General features: G+C 38.2%; 18 protein-coding genes. 11 read left to right on the forward strand and 7 right to left on the reverse strand.

Annotated features, from left to right (window positions below; translation table 11 throughout):
• Positions 1 to 23: 23 nt before the first annotated feature.
• Positions 24 to 1,805 (reverse strand): translation elongation factor 4, encoded by a 1,782-nt coding sequence (gene lepA / locus J4861_RS03870; protein WP_036864620.1) that lies wholly within the window; start codon positions 1,803 to 1,805, stop codon positions 24 to 26.
• A 171-nt stretch (positions 1,806 to 1,976) separates the two neighbouring features.
• On the opposite strand from lepA, the gene J4861_RS03875 reads away from it, so the two are divergent.
• From J4861_RS03875 to J4861_RS03885, 3 genes are all read left to right on the forward strand, one after another.
• Positions 1,977 to 2,375 carry a hypothetical protein gene (locus tag J4861_RS03875; RefSeq protein WP_013265094.1) on the forward strand — a complete coding sequence of 133 codons (399 nt, stop codon included), beginning with the start codon at positions 1,977 to 1,979 and terminating at the stop codon, positions 2,373 to 2,375.
• 163 nt (positions 2,376 to 2,538) lie between these two features.
• Positions 2,539 to 4,059 (forward strand): Y-family DNA polymerase, encoded by a 1,521-nt coding sequence (locus J4861_RS03880; protein WP_211815879.1) that lies wholly within the window; start codon positions 2,539 to 2,541, stop codon positions 4,057 to 4,059.
• On the forward strand, positions 4,056 to 4,481 hold the full coding sequence (locus tag J4861_RS03885; RefSeq protein ID WP_211813364.1) for a YolD-like family protein: 426 nt from the start codon (positions 4,056 to 4,058) through the stop codon (positions 4,479 to 4,481). The genes J4861_RS03880 and J4861_RS03885 overlap by 4 nt, the downstream gene beginning before the upstream one ends.
• 401 nt (positions 4,482 to 4,882) lie before the next feature.
• On the opposite strand, the gene J4861_RS03890 is transcribed toward J4861_RS03885, so the two are convergent.
• The 4 genes from J4861_RS03890 to J4861_RS03905 all read right to left on the reverse strand — a co-directional run bounded on the left by J4861_RS03890 (position 4,883) and on the right by J4861_RS03905 (position 8,843).
• Positions 4,883 to 5,251 (reverse strand): hypothetical protein, encoded by a 369-nt coding sequence (locus tag J4861_RS03890; RefSeq protein ID WP_249110735.1) that lies wholly within the window; start codon positions 5,249 to 5,251, stop codon positions 4,883 to 4,885.
• 64 nt (positions 5,252 to 5,315) lie between these two features.
• Positions 5,316 to 6,035, reverse strand: a complete 720-nt coding sequence (locus tag J4861_RS03895; RefSeq protein ID WP_211815881.1) for a hypothetical protein — start codon at positions 6,033 to 6,035, stop codon at positions 5,316 to 5,318.
• Positions 6,036 to 6,055: 20 nt separating this feature from the next.
• Positions 6,056 to 7,303, reverse strand: coding sequence for an ABC transporter permease (locus tag J4861_RS03900; RefSeq protein WP_211815882.1), 1,248 nt, complete (start codon positions 7,301 to 7,303; stop codon positions 6,056 to 6,058).
• Positions 7,304 to 7,637: 334 nt separating this feature from the next.
• The gene (locus J4861_RS03905; protein ID WP_036924792.1) at positions 7,638 to 8,843 is read right to left on the reverse strand and encodes a pyridoxal phosphate-dependent aminotransferase; all 1,206 of its coding nucleotides are present in this window, start codon (positions 8,841 to 8,843) and stop codon (positions 7,638 to 7,640) included.
• 224 nt (positions 8,844 to 9,067) lie between these two features.
• On the opposite strand from J4861_RS03905, the gene J4861_RS03910 reads away from it, so the two are divergent.
• Complete coding sequence (locus J4861_RS03910; RefSeq protein WP_004359756.1) at positions 9,068 to 9,547, forward strand: DUF4494 domain-containing protein; 480 nt, start codon at positions 9,068 to 9,070, stop codon at positions 9,545 to 9,547.
• 33 nt (positions 9,548 to 9,580) lie between these two features.
• Positions 9,581 to 10,252: a YggS family pyridoxal phosphate-dependent enzyme gene (locus J4861_RS03915; RefSeq protein ID WP_211815883.1), complete on the forward strand. Its 672-nt coding sequence runs from the start codon at positions 9,581 to 9,583 to the stop codon at positions 10,250 to 10,252.
• Positions 10,253 to 10,473: 221 nt separating this feature from the next.
• Here the strand turns inward: J4861_RS03915 and hisC are convergent, their stop codons facing one another.
• Together hisC and J4861_RS03925 are read right to left on the reverse strand one after the other, a co-directional pair.
• Positions 10,474 to 11,523: a histidinol-phosphate transaminase gene (gene hisC / locus J4861_RS03920; RefSeq protein ID WP_211815884.1), complete on the reverse strand. Its 1,050-nt coding sequence runs from the start codon at positions 11,521 to 11,523 to the stop codon at positions 10,474 to 10,476.
• A 51-nt stretch (positions 11,524 to 11,574) separates the two neighbouring features.
• Positions 11,575 to 12,297 carry an RNA methyltransferase gene (locus J4861_RS03925; protein WP_211815885.1) on the reverse strand — a complete coding sequence of 241 codons (723 nt, stop codon included), beginning with the start codon at positions 12,295 to 12,297 and terminating at the stop codon, positions 11,575 to 11,577.
• Positions 12,298 to 12,646: 349 nt separating this feature from the next.
• Between J4861_RS03925 and tamL the strand changes: the two genes are divergently transcribed.
• From tamL to smpB, 6 genes are all read left to right on the forward strand, one after another.
• Complete coding sequence (tamL, locus tag J4861_RS03930; protein WP_211815886.1) at positions 12,647 to 14,911, forward strand: translocation and assembly module lipoprotein TamL; 2,265 nt, start codon at positions 12,647 to 12,649, stop codon at positions 14,909 to 14,911.
• A 122-nt stretch (positions 14,912 to 15,033) separates the two neighbouring features.
• Complete coding sequence (locus J4861_RS03935; RefSeq protein ID WP_211815887.1) at positions 15,034 to 15,840, forward strand: MBL fold metallo-hydrolase; 807 nt, start codon at positions 15,034 to 15,036, stop codon at positions 15,838 to 15,840.
• A 198-nt stretch (positions 15,841 to 16,038) separates the two neighbouring features.
• Positions 16,039 to 16,203 (forward strand): rubredoxin, encoded by a 165-nt coding sequence (gene rd, locus J4861_RS03940; RefSeq protein WP_013265795.1) that lies wholly within the window; start codon positions 16,039 to 16,041, stop codon positions 16,201 to 16,203.
• 672 nt (positions 16,204 to 16,875) lie between these two features.
• Positions 16,876 to 18,357 (forward strand): hypothetical protein, encoded by a 1,482-nt coding sequence (locus tag J4861_RS03945; protein ID WP_211815888.1) that lies wholly within the window; start codon positions 16,876 to 16,878, stop codon positions 18,355 to 18,357.
• A 232-nt stretch (positions 18,358 to 18,589) separates the two neighbouring features.
• The gene (locus J4861_RS03950; RefSeq protein WP_004359768.1) at positions 18,590 to 19,099 is read left to right on the forward strand and encodes a DMP19 family protein; all 510 of its coding nucleotides are present in this window, start codon (positions 18,590 to 18,592) and stop codon (positions 19,097 to 19,099) included.
• On the forward strand, positions 19,092 to 19,571 hold the full coding sequence (gene smpB, locus J4861_RS03955) for an SsrA-binding protein SmpB (protein ID WP_211806629.1): 480 nt from the start codon (positions 19,092 to 19,094) through the stop codon (positions 19,569 to 19,571). The genes J4861_RS03950 and smpB overlap by 8 nt, the downstream gene beginning before the upstream one ends.
• The last annotated feature ends 1 nt before the right edge of the window (position 19,572 follow it).

The following is a 19,572-nucleotide window of genomic DNA, read 5'->3' on the forward strand; positions in this document are numbered from 1 at the left end:
TTTCCTTTCTTAACTCTTTGATATTAATCTAACTTCAATACTGCAAGGAATGCTTTCTGTGGAACCTGTACGTTTCCAATCTGTTTCATACGCTTCTTACCCTTCTTCTGTTTCTCAAGAAGTTTACGCTTACGGCTGATATCACCACCATAACACTTGGCTGTCACGTCCTTACGTACCTGCTTAACGGTCTCTCGTGCAACAATCTTTGCTCCGATAGCAGCCTGAATAGCGATATCAAACTGCTGACGTGGGATTAAGTCTTTTAGCTTCTCGCATATTCTTCGACCAAAAACAACAGCATTACTCTCATGTGTCAGTGCTGATAGGGCATCAACAGGCTCTCCATTCAAAAGAATGTCAAGCTTAGCTAACTTAGAAGGACGGTAAGAATCGATATGATAATCAAATGAAGCGTAACCCTTTGAAATACTCTTCAGCTTATCATAGAAATCTATCACTATCTCACCCAATGGAATCATAAAGAGGAGTTCCAAACGATTTCCACTCACATAGTTCTGACTGATGAGTTCACCACGCTTATCAAGACAAAGCGTCATGATAGGACCAATGTAATCACTGGAGGTGATAATAGAAGCTTTAATATAAGGTTCTTCAATATGATCAATCATTGTCTGATCTGGTAGACCAGATGGATTATGAACCTCCTTTTCATTTCCTTGCTTGTCATATACCATGTAACTTACGTTAGGCACAGTGGTAATGACATCCATGTTGAACTCACGATCCAAACGTTCCTGTATAATCTCCATGTGAAGCAGACCTAAGAAGCCACAACGGAAACCAAAGCCCAAAGCCTGAGAACTCTCTGGCTGGAAGGTTAGTGAGGCATCATTCAACTGCAGTTTCTCCAATGAAGAACGCAATCCTTCGTAATCATTTGGGTCAACAGGATAGACACCAGCAAAGACCATAGGCTTTACTTCTTGGAATCCTTCAATAGCTTTCTCACAAGGATTGACTATATGGGTAACAGTATCACCCACCTTCACCTCTGTGGCAGTCTTGATACCAGAGATGATGTATCCCACCTCTCCTGTTGAGAGCTGTTGGGTAGGCATCATATCCATCTTCAATACGCCCACTTCATCAGCAGCGTATTCCATTCCTGTCTGTACAAACTTAACTTTATCACCCTTCTTGATGACACCATTCTCAACCTTACACAGTGTGATAATACCACGGAAAGAGTTGAAGATAGAGTCAAAAATAAGCGCCTGCAACGGAGCTTTGGTATCACCTGTTGGTGAAGGGATACGCTTAATGATTGCTTCAAGTATGTCTGGTACACCCTCACCAGTCTTTCCACTGGCACGAATGATGTCCTTTGGGTCACAACCAATGAGGTCAACAATCTCGTCTTCAACCTCTTCAGGCATAGCATTTGGCATATCAATCTTGTTGATAACAGGGATAATCTCCAAGTTATGATCAATAGCCATATAGAGGTTAGAAATCGTCTGAGCCTGTACTCCCTGTGTAGCATCAACGATAAGCAATGCACCTTCACACGCAGCAATGCTTCGTGACACCTCATACGAGAAGTCTACATGGCCCGGAGTATCGATAAGATTAAGAATATATTTCTCCTTATCCAATGTGTACTCCATTTGGATAGCATGACTCTTGATAGTAATACCACGTTCACGCTCCAAGTCCATATCGTCAAGCATCTGTCCACCAGTAATCTTTATCGTCTGAGTATATTCAAGGAGACGATCCGCCAAGGTTGATTTACCATGGTCAATATGGGCAATAATGCAGAAATTTCTTATATGATTCATCAGTTTGTCTATATTTTCAAAGTGCAAATATAGTCATAATTATTGAGAATTAAGAACCTTAAAATAAGAAATTGCCTATTTTTTCTTATCTTTGCAACGGATATATGGTTAGGGTGAAGATAAAAAGTGTTATCTTTACATAAAGCCCTTACGAAATTAATATTAACTTGAATGAGAATGAAACACTTACTTTATGCAGGCGTACTGCTGCTTTCTCTTTCTGCTTGTCATAAAAGTCTGGAGGACAGAGCAGCACAAGAATGTAAAGAATATACAGAAAAGAAGTGTCCTACACCCGTAGTAAATGACACAAGAATGGACAGTATGGTCTTTGAACCTTCGTCTCGAACCATCCATTACTATTACTCACTTGTAGGAAATGCAGATAACGAACAGGCTGTTAACGCAAAGAAGTCTGAGTTAAGAAAAGCTTTGCGTGATGCTTTGAAAGCTGACACTGGCACAAAAGGTTATAAGGATGCTGGCTTTAACTTCCGATATACTTATCGTTCAGGCAAATCTCCTTCAAAGGTGTTGCTGGATGAGCAATACACTGAAAAGGACTATTAAAAGCATAGAACAAGGATATTGGAGAGAGTTAGTGAAGTAAGGTATGATTCTAATTTATCTATAAAAGAGGATTGATGCTTGACTTCATTAACTCTCTTTCATCGTCTTTTGATTCCTGCAATACTATTCTATAAAACTTTTAAACACCTATCCCTTCCGCAAAATGTCTTCATCAAGAAAACCATCTACTAAGACTTACATTGCCATAGACCTTAAATCGTTCTATGCCAGTGTGGAATGTGTAGAGCGTGGACTTGACCCAATGACAACCAACTTGGTTGTAGCGGATAAAGGAAGAACAGAAAAGACTATTTGTCTTGCCGTCTCACCATCTCTGAAGGCACACGGAATTCCTGGCCGTGCACGTCTTTTTGAAGTGATACAATGCTTGAGAGAGGTTAATGAGGAACGTTGTCTCTTAGCAGGAAAAGCACTTACAGGAAAATCATACAACGCGAAAGAACTCGAACAACATCCTGATTGGGCTGTTGATTATCTTACGGCAATCCCCCGTATGTCTCATTATATCAAGCATAGCGCAAAGATTTACAATATTTACCTGCGCTATATTGCCCCAGAAGACATACATGTTTACTCCATTGATGAGGTCTTTATTGATGCTACAGCTTATCTCTCCAGCTATCGTATGACAGGTCACGAATTGGCAAGGAAGATGATAAGCGACGTGCTACGTGAGACTGGTATAACAGCAACTGCGGGCATTGGTACGAATATGTATCTGTGTAAAGTGGCTATGGATATCGTTGCAAAGCATATTCCTGCTGACAAAGATGGAGTGCGTATAGCCGAATTAGATGAACAAAGCTATCGTGAAAAGCTTTGGGATCATCGTCCACTTACAGACTTCTGGCGTGTAGGAAGAGGAATTGCGCAGCGTCTATATTCCTATGGGATAGACACGATGGGGAAAATTGCACGCTGCTCTATTCATCAAGAAGAGCTTCTTTATAAACTTTTCGGAGTCAATGCAGAATTGCTTATTGACCATGCTTGGGGTTGGGAGTCTTGTACGATGGAGATGGTTAAGGCATACCGACCAGAGCATAGCTCAATGAGTAGCGGTCAAGTTCTTCAAGAACCATACAGCTTTCGTAAAGCAAGAGTTGTCGTGCAGGAGATGATTGATGCGATAGCCTTAGACTTAGTTGAGAAACGTTGCGTTACAGATCAACTCGTTTTATACGTTGGCTATGACCGTGAAAGCCTGAATTCACCTGCAGGAAAGGGATATACTGGTCGCATTACTGTTGACTGGTATGGACGGAAAGTGCCAAAGAGTTCACACGGAACAGTCAATCTTCATCGATTTACGTCATCAACTCGCCTAATAGCAAAGGCTGTTCTTACACTTTATGATGATATTGTCGATAAAAGGTTATTAGTCAGAAGATTGGGTATATCAACTAATCATGTCATTAGTGAAGAGCAAATGAAGCAAAAGGCACATAACCCTGTTGAGCTCGATATGTTTACAGATTATGAAGCAGTAAGGCGAGAAAAGCAGGTTGAAGATGCAGAGTTGAAACGTGAAAGAAAGATACAAGAAACGATTATCAATATTAAAAAACGATTTGGTAAGAACTCTATGCTCCGTGGTTTGAACTTTGATGAAGGTTCGACAGCAAGAGAACGAAACAAACAGATAGGAGGACATAAGGCATGACAGATAATTACGACGATATTATTCACCTTCCTCGTCACGTCTCAAAGCGGCATCCGCAGATGAGTCTGTATAACCGTGCTGCTCAATTTGCTCCTTTTGCTGCCCTCACTGGTTATGGTGCAGCGATTGCAGAGACAGCCCGACAAACAAGTCCTAAGATAGAAATGATGGAAGACGACCGTCAATTGATGGACCGAAAGCTCTCAATTCTTTCCTCTCATTTAGAAGAAGAGCCGACTATCTCTATTACCTTTTTCCAGCCCGATGGACGTAAGACAGGTGGACATTATCTTACGATTACTGGTGTTGTCAAGGCTATTCGTACCAATGAACGCATCATTATAATGAAAGACAGAAAGAAAATAAGCATTGACGCTATTGTTGGTTTGGAAGGAGAGCTGTTTTCTCCCAATAAACTTTAGATATCTATCATAGGAATTAAGACCTAAAAAGATTCCACTGTGGTAACTTTATATAAGGTATTTAGCACTCGCACCATTCGTGTTTACCATTCGCACCACAGGTGTTTACCAACAACACGACGTGTGCTTAGTAACAACTTTATACCTATGAGTGATATTTTCATTCTAAAATCATCACGAGAAGATTTAGAAAATAGTTTACATAAAATTCTAATATAACACCTTACGACGATAAGAAAACAACGTTTTAAATCGCCTTTGTAACTAAAAGCATATCAAACGATTACAAACTTGTACAAGAAAAGGTGCTTAATAGGAGTCTTAAAGGGCGTTAGTAAGGCTTCAATTAACGCCCTTTTACACCTCAATTAAGCCTTAATTCAAATCGAAGTAAGCCTTAATTATTTTTCAATCTTATAATTTTCTTTACAAAACCGTAGATTACTTTTCCAGTAATTTATATCATCTTCCTTCATAGACATCCTCCAATCTTCAATGTCTCTATGATATAATAAAACTATTGCATCACGATTGTAAAGGGAATATAACAAGGCATTAGCTGCATAATCAGTTGCCGAATTCTGCAAAAGTTGCATCCATTGTTCTTTCTTAATAGTTCTTATAAGGCTATCCTCATCGGCGGATAACTTTACACGTACACGATAACCAATATCGTGAATAGGAAAACAGGAATCGCAAGCCACCTTCAAGATATCAAAATGAATATCTCGGTTATTAATAAAGCTAATATCAGTTCTATGCTTCTTCACTTCAATAGGCTTTCTAAGAGTACAAGAAAATACCATCAAAGATAAGATAGTTAATAGACCTAATTTACTCGTAACCACACGTAGCCCGCAAGTAAAGACGTGATAAAATTTGTCCTTTAGATGAATCTTTGTCATAAGTAACTTGATAACTCTTTCCGTTGTAAGTAAATATAGTCCAAGATCCAATAGGCTCTATCCTTTTAGTTTTAACGTCAACTAAAGCAAAGCCCTTTGAAGCAATATGTTTCTTGTCATAAAACTTCTTAATAAAAATTATGCTGTCTGCTGTTGTGTAGTTAAAGAAAGGGATGTTTTCCTTCTCACTTTTTGTAACGTTGCTACGTACTGAGGTTGTGAGTTTATTTGAAGACTCTGCTAATAGATATTTTTTATAAAGTGGTTCTGTAAGCTGTTTGATAAATTCAGCCCTGTTGACACTAACCCATTTTTCGGCAAGTGAATAGTAAGTAGGGGAGTCCTTGCCACCTCCAATTTCCAAATCAAAGTCACACTCACTTTGTCTTGTATAATAATAACAGGTACCTTTATACTCCACATACTCACCTAATTCTGCCTTTGGAAAGCCTATAGGCTTCAATGTTTCCGGGTATTCTCCGTGCTGTTTTTTATAAGTTTCTAATCTTTCTATCAGCTCCTTAGCCCGCAGCTTTCCTATATAGATGTTATATACAGGGATATATTTAATGACACAGAGTACAACCAAAATAATCTCCGTAACAACAGAAATATAGATAACTACTCGATTCCTTTTCATAGCTTTCATTATGAAGGGGATAAATGTTATTACTCGTAGTGCATTGACTTAGCTGGATGAATGCGACTGATAAGATAGCTTGGTGCAATCAGAACTGCAACACATACCAACAATGTAGCAAGGTTAAGAGCAATAATAAGTGGAAGGTTGACTTCTACTGGTACCGTACTTACATAATAAGTTTGTGGATCGAGCTTTATAAGTCCAGTCCACTTCTGCAAGAAGATAATGCCAAATCCTATGATGTTACCAATAAGCAGACCTCTACCAATAATAAAGGTAGCAAACCAAAGGAAGATATGACGTATCTGACGATTACGTGAACCAAGTGCCTTTAAGATACCAATCATCTGGGTACGTTCGAGAATGATAATCAATAAACCTGATATCATCGTGACACCAGCAACCGCTACCATAAGTGCAAGAATAATCCATACGTTTAAGTCCATTAAATCAAGCCAAGAGAATATCTGCGGATTTTGATCTATGATATTCTCTGCGGAGTAAGTTTCTCCGTAATGGTCAGTCGTATTCTTCACTTTATTGAGTACGCGAAGAGTTATATTGTTCAGTTGTGAGAAGTCGTTAACAAGTAATTCAACTCCGCTATATTGATCTGCTTCCCAGCCATTTAGCTTATTAGCAGTATATAAATCAGTGAAACAAATCTGAGAATCAAACTGCTTCATATTTGTTTCATAGATACCAGCGATAGTAAACTTACGTGTACGAACACCTTGGTCGTTGATAAAGTAGGCAAAAAGACGTTGTCCCACCTTCAGATTAAGTTTGTCTGCAATCGTTTTAGAGATAACTAACTTTTGTTGATTCTCTGTAGCAGAGAAATGGGGGAGACTTCCTTCTACCATATTGTTATGTATAAAGGTAGAGTCAAAGTCTGGTCCAACACCTTTCAACATAACACCTAAGAAATCATTGTCGGTCTTTAATATACCCTGTGTATAGGCATAACGCTGCACATGCTTTACACCAGGTACCCCCTTAAGTTCCTTTATTAGTGAATCGTTTACTGCTATTGGATATTGCTCAGAGCCCTGCAATGTAAGGAAGTTAGCTACAGTTATATGACTTCCAAAGCCCACCATCTTATCACGGATAGTATGCTTAAAGCCCAATACAACACACACAGACACAATCATTACAGCCAAACCGATTGCTACACCAATAGTAGCAATAGTAATAGCAGGCTTCGACACCTTTCGTGTCTTGTCTCCTCCGTTATATATTTTACGAGCAATAAAAAGCGGATAGTTCATTGTTTTAATTTATAATTCATAGTTCAGAATTCATAATTATGATTACTTCTTTAATTCAGAATTCATAATCCATAATTCATAATTATGGTTACTTCTTTAATTCAGAATTCATAATTCATAATTCATAATTATGACTACCTTCATTCTGTACGAGTATATTCTATTCCAATATATTAATTATACAAGCTTATTCTTATTCCTTGCTTACAGTTATTTGCCTATCTTCAACCTATAATACTCTCCTAAATAAAATTGAGAAGGGGATTAACGAAAACAAATATCAGTAATCATAATTATGAATTATGAACTATGAATTGTGAATTATAAACAGACTTTACTCTTCATCTACACGTCCTGGATATGCCTCCAAAGCTTTTTGAAGAACAATCAAAGCACGCTGTAAGTCTTCACGTTTGAGTACGTAAGCAATGCGAACTTGGTTATGTCCAGCACCTGGCGTTGTATAGAAGCCACTGGCTGGAGCCATCATTACAGTCTCACCTTCATAATTGAATTCCTCCAAACACCAACGACAGAACTTATCTGAGTCGTCAACAGGGAGTTTAGCTACAGTATAAAAGGCGCCCATAGGGATAGGAGAGTAAACACCCGGAATACGATTTAGTCCGTCAATAAGACATTTACGACGCTCCACATATTCATCATAGACATCACGATAGTAAGAAGCAGGTGCATCAAGACTTGCTTCAGCAACAATCTGACCAATCAGTGGGGGAGAGAGACGTGCCTGACAGAACTTCATTACAGCCTTACGTATCTCTTCATTCTTTGTTATCAACGCACCAATACGAATACCGCACTCACTGTAACGCTTTGACACAGAATCAATAAGAACCGTATTATTCTCAATTCCCTGTAAGTGCATTGCAGAGATATAAGGCGACCCTGTATAGATATACTCACGATAAACCTCATCCGAGAAGAGATAAAGATCGTACTTCTTAACGAGGTCACGAATCTGATTCATCTCCCTTCTTGTATACAGATAACCAGTAGGGTTGTTTGGATTACATATCATGATAGCACGTGTCTTCTCGTTGATAAGTTCCTCAAACTTCTCAACCTTAGGCAGTGCAAATCCTTCTTCTATAGAGGTTGCAATCGTCTTTATCTTTGCACCAGCTGATATAGCAAATGCCATATAATTAGCATATGCAGGCTCTGGAACGATGATTTCATCTCCAGGATTTAGACATGCCATAAAAGAATACAGCACAGCTTCAGAACCACCAGCAGTAATGATGATATCGTCTGGTGTAACGTTTATGTTGAACTTCTCATAAAAGTCACAGAGTTTTTCCCTATAAGAAAGATAGCCTTGAGATGGTGAGTACTCTAAAAGTTTACGATCAATCTTTTTCAGAGCGTCCAGTCCGCATTGCGGTGTTGGAAGATCTGGTTGACCGATATTCAAATGGTAAACTTTAATACCACGTTTCTTTGCTGCAACGGCAAGTGGAGCCAGTTTTCTAATAGGTGACTCCGGCATTTCAAGTCCACGAACTGATATTTCCGGCATAATGACTTTATTTATTCTCCCGATAATGAATGAGAGTAGAAGATATCTGCTCTTATATTCTTTACTATGATGCAAAGATAGACATTTTTTTTATTTTAACCGCACTTTTAGCTGATTAACGCAGATTTTTTACTACTTTTGCACATCTATAAAACCGCCTATTGCTCTTCATTTTGTCTTTATTTGATAGCTGAAAAGCAGGGCTTAAAACTTAAAGAATAATTATGAGAAGTAGAACAAGCACTTGGTTTGAGACACGAGTTAGATATGACAAGACCATGGAAGATGGTCAGAACAAGAAAGTCATTGAACAATATGTGGTTGATGCATTCAGTTTCTCTGAGGCTGAGGAGTTTATCACAGAGGAAATGTCACACTATGTTAGTGGTGAGTTTGACGTAAAAGCCATTTCTCCAGCACCATTCGGTGAGATTTTCTTTAGCGATATTGATACTGACGACAAGTGGTTTAAGGCAAAGCTTTCTTTCATCACATTGGATGAAAAGACAGATAAGGAAAAGCGTACTTCAGTAACTTATCTTGTTCAGGCACATTCTGTAAGCGGTGCTGTTAAGCATGTAGACGAGGTGATGGGTTCTACTATGATCGATTACGAGATTGCAGCTATCACTGAAACAAAGATTATGGATGTCTTTGAGCATCATGCTGGAAAGAAGAACGAGAAGCCTGAATTCGAACAATAACCTAATAAGTAAACAAGAAAGAAACTTACAGTTATGTATGATGTAGCAAATAATTTACACGAAGTGCTTGGGAATCTTCCTGATGGTGTGAAGTTGGTTGCCATCAGTAAGTTTCACCCTAACGAATATTTGGAAGTGGCTTATCGGGAAGGGCAGCGCATCTTTGGCGAGAGTCAGGTGCAGGAACTATCTCGTAAGTTTGAAACACTCCCAAAGGATATAGAATGGCACTTTATTGGTCATCTACAGACCAATAAAGTGAAATATATTGCTCCCTATATTTCTATGGTTGAGGCAGTTGACTCTTTGAAGCTTTTAAAGGAAATCAACAAGCAAGCTGCGAAGTACAACCGTGTCATCAACGTTCTTCTTGAACTCCATATTGCAGAAGAGGAAACAAAGTATGGCTTCACTCCTGATGCTTGTCGTGAGCTATTGGAAAGCGGTGAATGGAAGGAACTTAAGAATGTACACATCTCAGGTTTAATGATGATGGCATCAAATGTAGATGACCGTAATCAAATTAAAAAGGAGATGACGTTGGCAGCAGACCTCTTTGACGAACTGAAGGTAAAGTATTTTGCAGATGACCCTGAATTCAAAGAGCGTTCATGGGGTATGAGTCATGACTATGATATAGCCGTAGAATGCCGTTCAACAATGGTTCGTGTGGGAACAACTATCTTTGGTCCGCGTGTTTATTAACCATTCGCACCATTGGTGTTAACCGTCCGCACCATTGGTGCTGGGGCTTAACACCATCCTAAAAAGGCATTAGAATAATGTCTTATTACCACCATGAAATAGGTAAGACATTGCTAAATTATTTATACGAAGACGTTTTATCGTATAATACTAAACTAAAAAAATCGATTATCTATAAGTTGATGCTTTAATAAAGCAACATCAACTTATAGACTTTAAGACTATTTTGATGGCTTATAATATCTAAGTATTCCAAGGATCTCTGCGTTTTCAGCCTTAGAACCAATTGTTATACGCAAGCAATTACCGCATAACGAAACATTAGAACAGTTCCTAACATGAATACCTTTTTCACACAGATAATCATACACACTTTGTGCATCTCTCATCTTTGCTAAGAAGAAATTGGCATTCGATGGATAGACTTTCTCACAACAAGCTAAACTCTCGAAGGCAAGAATCATACGCTTACGCTCTAATAAGAGTATCTTTATCCAATCTTCGATATCATAGCGATGCTTAAGCGCATCAAGCCCCTGCGCTTGTGTCAGTTGGCTGATATGGTAAGGACTACTCACTTTGTTGAAGATATTTATAATAGCTTCTTGTGCATAAACCACACCTAAACGGATAGCAGCACTTGCCCATGCCTTAGAGAAAGTGTTGAGTACTATCATGTTAGGGAATTCTGACAAACGCTCTCGAAAGATTTGCAGACGTGTGAAATCAGCATAAGCCTCATCAATAATAACAATACCATCAAATCCTTTCAAGACCTTCTCAACTTCTTCAACATTCAACAAATTGCCGCTTGGGGTATTAGGAGAGCAAAGCCATACTAACTTTGTATGCTTGTCACAAGCCTTTAGAAGTTCTGCAGCATTTAACTGAAACTCCTCATCCAAAAGTACTGAACGGTATTCAATATCATTTAATCTGACAAAATGTTTGTATAGTTCACAGGTCGGTTCAATGGCAACAACATTATCAACCTTTGGCTGACAAAAGATTCGATAGCACATATCTATCGCCTCTGTAGAGCCATTGCTTAAGAAAATCTCCTTAGTTCTAACACCTTTTAGCTTGGCAAGTTCTTCTTTCAACTCTATCTGATTGTCAGAAGGATAGCGGTTAAAAGGTTTGTTATATGGATTTTCATTAGCATCAAGCATAATATGTTGAGAATCCCTTACATTCTCTTCAGCTTTTGTTTCAGCGCAAGAGATGAGTTCTCTAATATTTGTTCTAATTAGATTTTGTAAGTTTATCATATTATGTTTCTTTGTAGGTTGGTAGTTAATTATTCCAAGAATAACAGCCTTTTATCGTCTTCTGAACTCAGCACAAACGATAGATGTTGCAATGGCTACATTCAAAGACTCTGCCGTTTCACGCTCTGGAGGATAGTTTGGAATCAGAAGCTTTCGATTAATCTTCGTTCTAAGCTGCGAAGATATACCTTTTCCCTCATTTCCCATTACAATCATTCCGTGATGAGAGAGTTCTTGACTATAAATGTTATTGCCATCCAAAAGCGTGGCATAGATAGGGTAGTCAACAGGGAGATGGTCTATCAACTCATTCAAGTTTAAGTAATGAAGCTTTACTCTTGCAATACTTCCCATCGTTGCCTGCACAACCTTTGGATTCCAGCAGTCAGCTGTCTCATGCGAACAGAAAATGTTTTCAATACCAAACCAATCTGCAATTCGAATGATTGTACCAAGATTACCAGGGTCTTGCACTCCATCAAGGGATAATACAAGTTGATTATCAATGTATTCATTGAACAGGTTTAGGTAATCATTGGTTACTTTACAATCTACTTCTGGCATCTTGAAAACGCCCAAAACAGGCTGTGGATGTTGAAGAAAAGAAACCTTTTTGATATCTTCAATATCTTCTAAAATTTCATCTGCCACAAACCCTTCGTGTAGCAAATCATTGACAACTTTGGGCCCTTCTGCTACAAATAATCCTACTTTCTCTCTTCCTTTTTTCGTCTCAAGAGAACGGATAAGCTTTATCTTATTTTTTGATATCACTTCGCAAATTTACAAAAAACTATCCACTCGCCGACTATTACTTCTTAACTTTTTACTACCTTTGCATAAAATAAGCTGCGTTCGGCAAATTGAAAGTCTACTTTCTTTGCGCTCACTTGCATTATTTTTGCATAAAATAAGCTACGCTCGGCAAATCGAAAGTAAACTTTCTTTGCGCTCACTTGCATTATTTTTGCATAAAATAAGCTGCGTTCAGCAAATAGAAAGTCAACCTTCTTTGCGATTACGTATATTATTTTTGCATAAAATAAGTTGCGCTCGGCAAATTGAAAGTCTACTTTCTTTGCGATTACGTATATTATTTTGGGATTAACAAATTAGGATATCAATGCTATTTCCAAAGTCACATAGATTTCTCACACCCCTCCTTATCGTTATGACTACACTTGTTGTCATAGCGTGTTCATCAGATAAGTTTGTTCCTGATGGGCAATATCTTTTGGATAAGGTAGAGCTACGTTCTGACAGAAAGGACATTAACTCATCACTTCTGATGCAGTATGTACGTCAAAAAGGTAACTCACGTTGGTTCTCTCTCTTTAAGATTCCATTAGGAACTTACGCTATGGCGGGAGAAGATACTACGAAATGGATTAACCGTACACTACGTAGAATGGGAGAGGAACCCGTATTGTATGATTCTGTTCAGGCTCGCCTTTCTTCAGAAGATTTGACGGTTGCTATGCAAAATATGGGGTATATGAATGCAACAGTAGACATAGAGAAAAAGGTTAAAGGAAAGAAACTGACCCTTAACTACCTACTTCACCCAGGCAATCCTTATATTATTGATCGATTTAACTACGAGATAGAGGATTCAGTTATTGAAAAAGTACTTGCTCCTCACCTCAAAAAAGATACTGAACGACCACATCAGTTTACCGTTACTTCCTTGGATGACGAGCGTAAAAGACTGACACATATCTTGAATGACTCTGGTTTTTACAGATTTCATAAGGACTTCATGTATTATACTGCAGACTCTACGCAAGGTAGACAGCATGTAAACGTGACCTTACACTTAATGAAATACGTTGAGAATAGCGATGCAGAACCAACATTACACCCACGCTATGTCATCAATAACGTCAATTTTATTCCAGGTGATTCAACAGGTTTTCATCTTAGAAAAGGAGTATTGGAAGACAATACACTAATAGAAAAAGGCAAATACTTCTCGGCAACAGACTTACAAAAAACTTATAACAACTTCTCTCGACTTGGTGCAGTACGCTATACGAACATCAATTTTAGGGAAGTTCCTCGCTATGACAGTTTGGTGATAGGTAAGACATTTACCTATACAACATCTTCTACACATTATTTAGATGCTGATATTCAAGTTTCAAACAATAAGCCAAACACCATCTCTTTCCAACCAGAAGGAACAAATACAGCAGGAGATTTAGGTGCAGCAGCCGTACTTTCTTATCAGAATAGGAACCTTTTTAGAGGTAGTGAACATTTAAGTTTAGAGTTCCGTGCAGCCTTTGAGGCAATCAAAGGTCTTGAGGGCTATAAGAATAGTGATTATGAGGAGTATAGTGTACAAGCACATCTACAGTTCCCTCGCTTCTTGGCTCCTTTCATATCAAAGAACTTTAAAAGAAAGAGTAGTGCCACATCAGAGGTATCTGTGGGCTGGAATCTGCAAAACAGACCAGAGTTCCACCGTCGAGTCTTTTCTTCTGCATGGAAATATCATTGGTCGGATCCAGTTCGTCACCTGACCTATGACTTTGATCTCCTTAATCTCAGCTATGTATATATGCCCTGGATTAGTGAGACTTTTAAGCATGATTACCTCGACAATGCGACAACACGCAATGCCATCCTTCGATATAACTATCAAGATTTGTTTATTTTACGAACAGGTTTTGGCGTGAATTACAGTGGTGCAAACCAAGCTTTCAGAGCAAGAATGGAGTTGGCAGGCAACTTACTGAATGGCTTGAGTGGTGTCTTCAACTTTAAAAAGAATAGCGAAGGGAAACGAACACTTTTCAATATTGCCTATGCACAATATGCAAAGTTCGACTTCGATTATACCAAGATACTACGATTTGACGAGCGTAACTCCTTAGCCTTACATGGTGGCTTGGGCATTGCGATACCTTACGGCAATAGTACTGTACTTCCATTTGAGAAACGTTATTTCTCTGGTGGTGCCAACTCTGTTCGCGGTTGGAGTGTAAGAGAGTTGGGACCGGGTAAGTTTAAGGGTGTTGATGGTCGAATAGACTTTATCAACCAGACTGGTGATATGAAGCTTGATTTAAATGCGGAGTATCGTACACATCTGTTTTGGAAACTTGATGCAGCAGCCTTCATAGATGCAGGAAACATCTGGACGCTGCGTGATTATGCTGACCAACCAGGCGGACAGTTTAGCTTTAAGAGTTTCTATAATCAAATAGCGGTTGCATACGGACTTGGTTTACGACTCAATTTCGATTACTTCATACTTCGATTTGATGGTGGTATGAAAGCCATTAACCCTGCTTATACAAGTACGGAAGAGCATTATGCTTTATGGCATCCAAATCTAAAACGAGACTTTACGTTCCATTTTGCCGTAGGACTTCCATTTTAGTCATTTCATAGATACTTTTATGTTTAATTATTCCTAAAAGTAAAGTGTATAATAAGGCAAACATAAACAATAATTTTGTCTATCAAAATACTTTTGTTACATTTGCCTAAAATAAGAAAATAATGCTGAGGTTTTTATCTTTCGGCAGTGGTAGTAGTGGTAATTGCTATCTTTTATATACTGACACAGACTGTCTAATGATTGATTGTGGTGTTGGTATTCGTTCATTAAAGAAGTATTTCCACAACTATGGTCTGCAATTAAATATGGTTCATAATGTGCTTATCACCCATGATCATGCCGATCATGTGAAGTCAGTTGGTTCTATAAGTGGTGATTTGCAACTACCTGTATATACAACAGAAGATGTTCATAGAGGAATTAGTCAGAACTGGTGTGTAAGACGTAAAGTCGATCAACAATACGTTAGATTCATAAAAAAGGGTGAAGAGATTACTATTGGTGAATTTAAAGTAACGCCTTTCGGAGTACCCCATGATAGCACAGACTGTGTTGGTTATTCCGTAGAATATGAGGGTATTCGATTTACATTAATCACCGATTGTGGACATATCACAGATGAGATTGCACAGTTTATTTCTATCTCTAATTACTTGGTAATAGAGGCAAACCATGAACCAGAGAAGTTGGCTGCAGGTCCATATCCACGCCATTTAAAGGAACGTATCAGTGGACCAAACGGACATCTAAGTAATGAGGCCTGTGCAAAAGCACTTGTAGAGAATGCTTCACCTGCTTTACGCCATGTATGGTTATGCCATCTGAGTGACGAGAATAATCATCCAGAATTAGCTAAGAAGACAATTGAAGCTGTTTTACGTGATAGTGGAATAATCATTGGAAAGGAATTCACACTTGAAGTATTGAAACGTAAAATACCAAGTGAAATGTATGAATTAAATCCTTAAAGATTCTTTTTTTACTAAACATACAAGCATTGTATTTACCTATAAATCAATAAGTTTTGAATCTATAAGTAATATCAACCCTTTAATTCAATAGCATTTTTTAACTATTTAATTGTGTAATTATTACAAAATACTTGTAACTTTGCAAGCGATATAATTCAAATTAAATTTATTTTTAACATTATAAACAGAAGCATTATGAAGAAGTACGAATGCGAGACATGTGGTTATATTTATGACCCAGAACTTGGTGATCCAGATAGTGGCATTGAGCCAGGTACAGCATTTGAGGATATTCCAGATGATTGGGTTTGCCCTCTTTGCGGTGTAGGTAAGGATGATTTCACTCCAGTTGAAGAGTAATCAATTTACAACTATAGAATTAAAGCCTGCTCATTTTAATGAGTGGGCTTTTTTTTTGGTATGCTACAAGTAGTTATCTTACCAAAGTTTCCTATTTGCTGTATTATTCCATTCTATACTTATCATACCAAGCAGATATACCAGAAAACATTAATAGGAATAGGCCTTTTCATCTATCGAAAACACTCTTTTATTCAAAGAATAATCATATATACGCTTTGAAAAATATTGACATAAATTCTTATGCTTCGCAGCTAAAAATCATAAGAAAAGTCCCTTTTTTTGCGTGTTTATAACCTCCTGTTAATCAGAATGTTGAAAACCTCTGCAAAAAAGGTGCTTAGTTGGGCTTCAAAAGGGCGTTACTTTGACATCAAAAGGGCATCTTTTCAAAGCCAATTAAGCCTTAATTCAAGTCCTAATGAGCATCAATAGACATTTGAGCTGTGAAAAATATTTACATATAAGGTCGTTTACTGTCTTCTGCTGTATCTCGTTTTGCTGTTGTCATATTATGTAAGGTCAATCAGGAAATCCAATTTTTGGAGATAAATAAAAGGAGAAAAAGATCTATTATTTCAGAGAGAAAAAGGTATAGTATTTGTTAATTAATCAAGAAAAAAGGTTATCTTTGCAAACAAATCATCTTAATATTTAATTTTAATAAACAATATGAAGAAAACAGTATTAGGCTTCATCGCCAGCTTCATGGTGCTTTCCGCACATGCCCAGGATATGAAAATAAAGAAGGGAACGGTATTACTTAATGAAACACCAGTAGCGCTTCTAAAAGAAGAGAAAAGAACGTGCGAATTGTCTACACTTGATGGGAAGCAAGTTCTTACGTTTTTCATTACCAATAAGACGAAACAAGGCATCAGCGCGCCAGAAGAGTGGCTTAAGTTTATATCGCCTGAGGGTGCAGTCTTTGAATTACCTAATCCGCAAGATAGGATAGTTCTGTCCAATACGAAGTTTTTTGCCTACAAACTATTAGATAGCAAGCCCAATCTCCTCGCAGTGAACGGCATCAAGAAATCTATCATTGATAACCTCTTCGCACAGGGTTCATGCCCTTTCTCTGCAAAATGGGACAGCATCTATACCGTTGTTAAAAAGATGGAGAAAGCCGATGAAGAATTTACAGCACAGCATCCTTTCTTCATCAATGACGATGGCGACATTATCATCAACAAGGTGATGGTGGGTAAGGTTCTTGTCAATGAACCATCATTGGGCAAAAGAAACTATTATATTAAGGACCGCGTGGGCAACCAAGTTGCCGAGATTAAACTGGAATCGTGGACTAACAGCGAGAATTTCAGCAATATAACAACCTGTGATGATAGGAAACTTCCTTTCTTAGAATACAAGACGGCATTTAAACTCTCTGAGAACGAGATGGCACATCGTATGGTGTCTAAACTACTTGCAAACGGCTATACATTGGGAGATATGACGGAGGACGTTAAGCAGCGACTGGCTAACAAGGCTAAGGCAGAGGAACAACAGGCTGTTGAGAAAGAACAACAGTTGGTGAACGATGCTAAAAAAGCTTCCGTGAACATCTATAATATGCCTGGCAAGGTGGTACTTGCTGATGGCACGACACACGAGGGAAACATCACCATCATCTATGAATCTATTGAAAAGAAGATGGGTAAAGGCACTAATGGAATTCTCGATCTTGATGCTCCGGCAATGGGTTCTTCTGTAACACTAACACACAATGATGCAAACGGCAATACTGAACAGAGGTTCAAGGCTGCTGACAACGTAACCGTCTATGCTGGTGGTAAGACCTATATCGGTACAAAGGGTTTAAAAGACAGTGCGTTAAGAAATGCTGGTGGTAGCAGTTCTATCAATATCGGAACACGTCATCCGCAGTTCTTCGAGGTTCTCTTTACCGATGGAAAAGGCAATTATATTCTGCAACATCCATTAGATAAAGACGAACTTTATTTGAAGTTGAAGGACAAAAATGGAGCTATCTATCTTGGCGATAAAGCCTTATTAGGTACACGAAGTGAGAAGACAAGAATAAAACTGACGGCTGAATATCTGGATACCCCAAGTATGGATGCCGCTAAGTATGACACTCGTACGAAAGAAGGACTGCAACAACTTATTGCAGATTATGCAAAAAAATAGAAGATAATCGTTCTCTAATCCCTTCGAGAGGAGGGATTAGAGCGAGATACTTGTTGTTTTAGATAATTGGTTTGTGTTGTAATCTCAACTTTTTTATTCTACAGGCATGAAATCAAATAATTTTATGTAAGTTTGCAAAGTATAAAAATCAATACTTGGCAAATAAGCTGTATGCTTCTTCTGCCTTGCTCATATAGTTTATTCATTGTTTAAAAATAAAATGATTTGATTAATGATTGACGTCAAAGTAAAAGATAGCGATATACGCAAAGCCGTTGAAGAAGGAATGGACAGTTTTGTTCAGGTCTTTGTTGATGCCATTGGCAATGCAATAGATAATAAGTTGACATTGGAAGCTATGCAGCAACTAAATGCTGATCAGATAACACTATTGGCATGGAGTTATCTTCATCAAGAAGTGATGGATGGCGGTTATGTCCAATTGATATACAATGGTTATGGTGCTTTTATCTTCAAAAATCCTTTTGCCGTAGCTATGCGCAACTGGGGAATTCGTGAACTATACACACACATTCGTCACGGAAAGAAATATTACGAAAAATATCACGAGGCGATTGAAGCTGTTGAATCTGACGAAGATTTCATGGCTTTATACGAACAGATGCCAGAATTTGACGAGTTTGATGATGAATTTGTGGTCAATGAGGAACGATGGAGTGCAATGATTGCAGCCTATGTCGATGACCATATTGAGAATTTTGCAACAATTGAAAATGAATAAGGAACAACAAGAGAAAAGAAAGAAATCACCTGTACAGATAAGAAACAAGAAAGCTTCTTTTGAGTATTTCTTCGTTGACACTTACACAGCAGGTATTGTTCTTACTGGTACGGAGATAAAGTCTATACGTGCTGGTAAGGCTTCGTTGGTTGATTCTTACTGCTATATTACAAAAGGTGAAATGTGGGTTCAGGGGATGAACATATCTCCTTATTTCTATGGCTCGTATGCCAATCATGAAGCAAAACGCCCACGAAAGCTCCTATTGAACCGAAAAGAAATACGCAACCTTGAGGCTGACTCAAAGACTCCTGGCTTCACCATTGTTCCAACACTTATCTTTATTGATGAGAACGGACGAGCAAAGGTTGACATAGCCTTGGCAAGAGGTAAGAAAGAATACGACAAACGACAAACACTAAAAGAAAAAGAAGACCGACGAGAAATGGATCGGGCAAAGAAACATTATTAAA

Source organism: Prevotella melaninogenica (genome assembly GCF_018127925.1).
Taxonomy (GTDB): Bacteria; Bacteroidota; Bacteroidia; order Bacteroidales; family Bacteroidaceae; genus Prevotella; species Prevotella melaninogenica_C.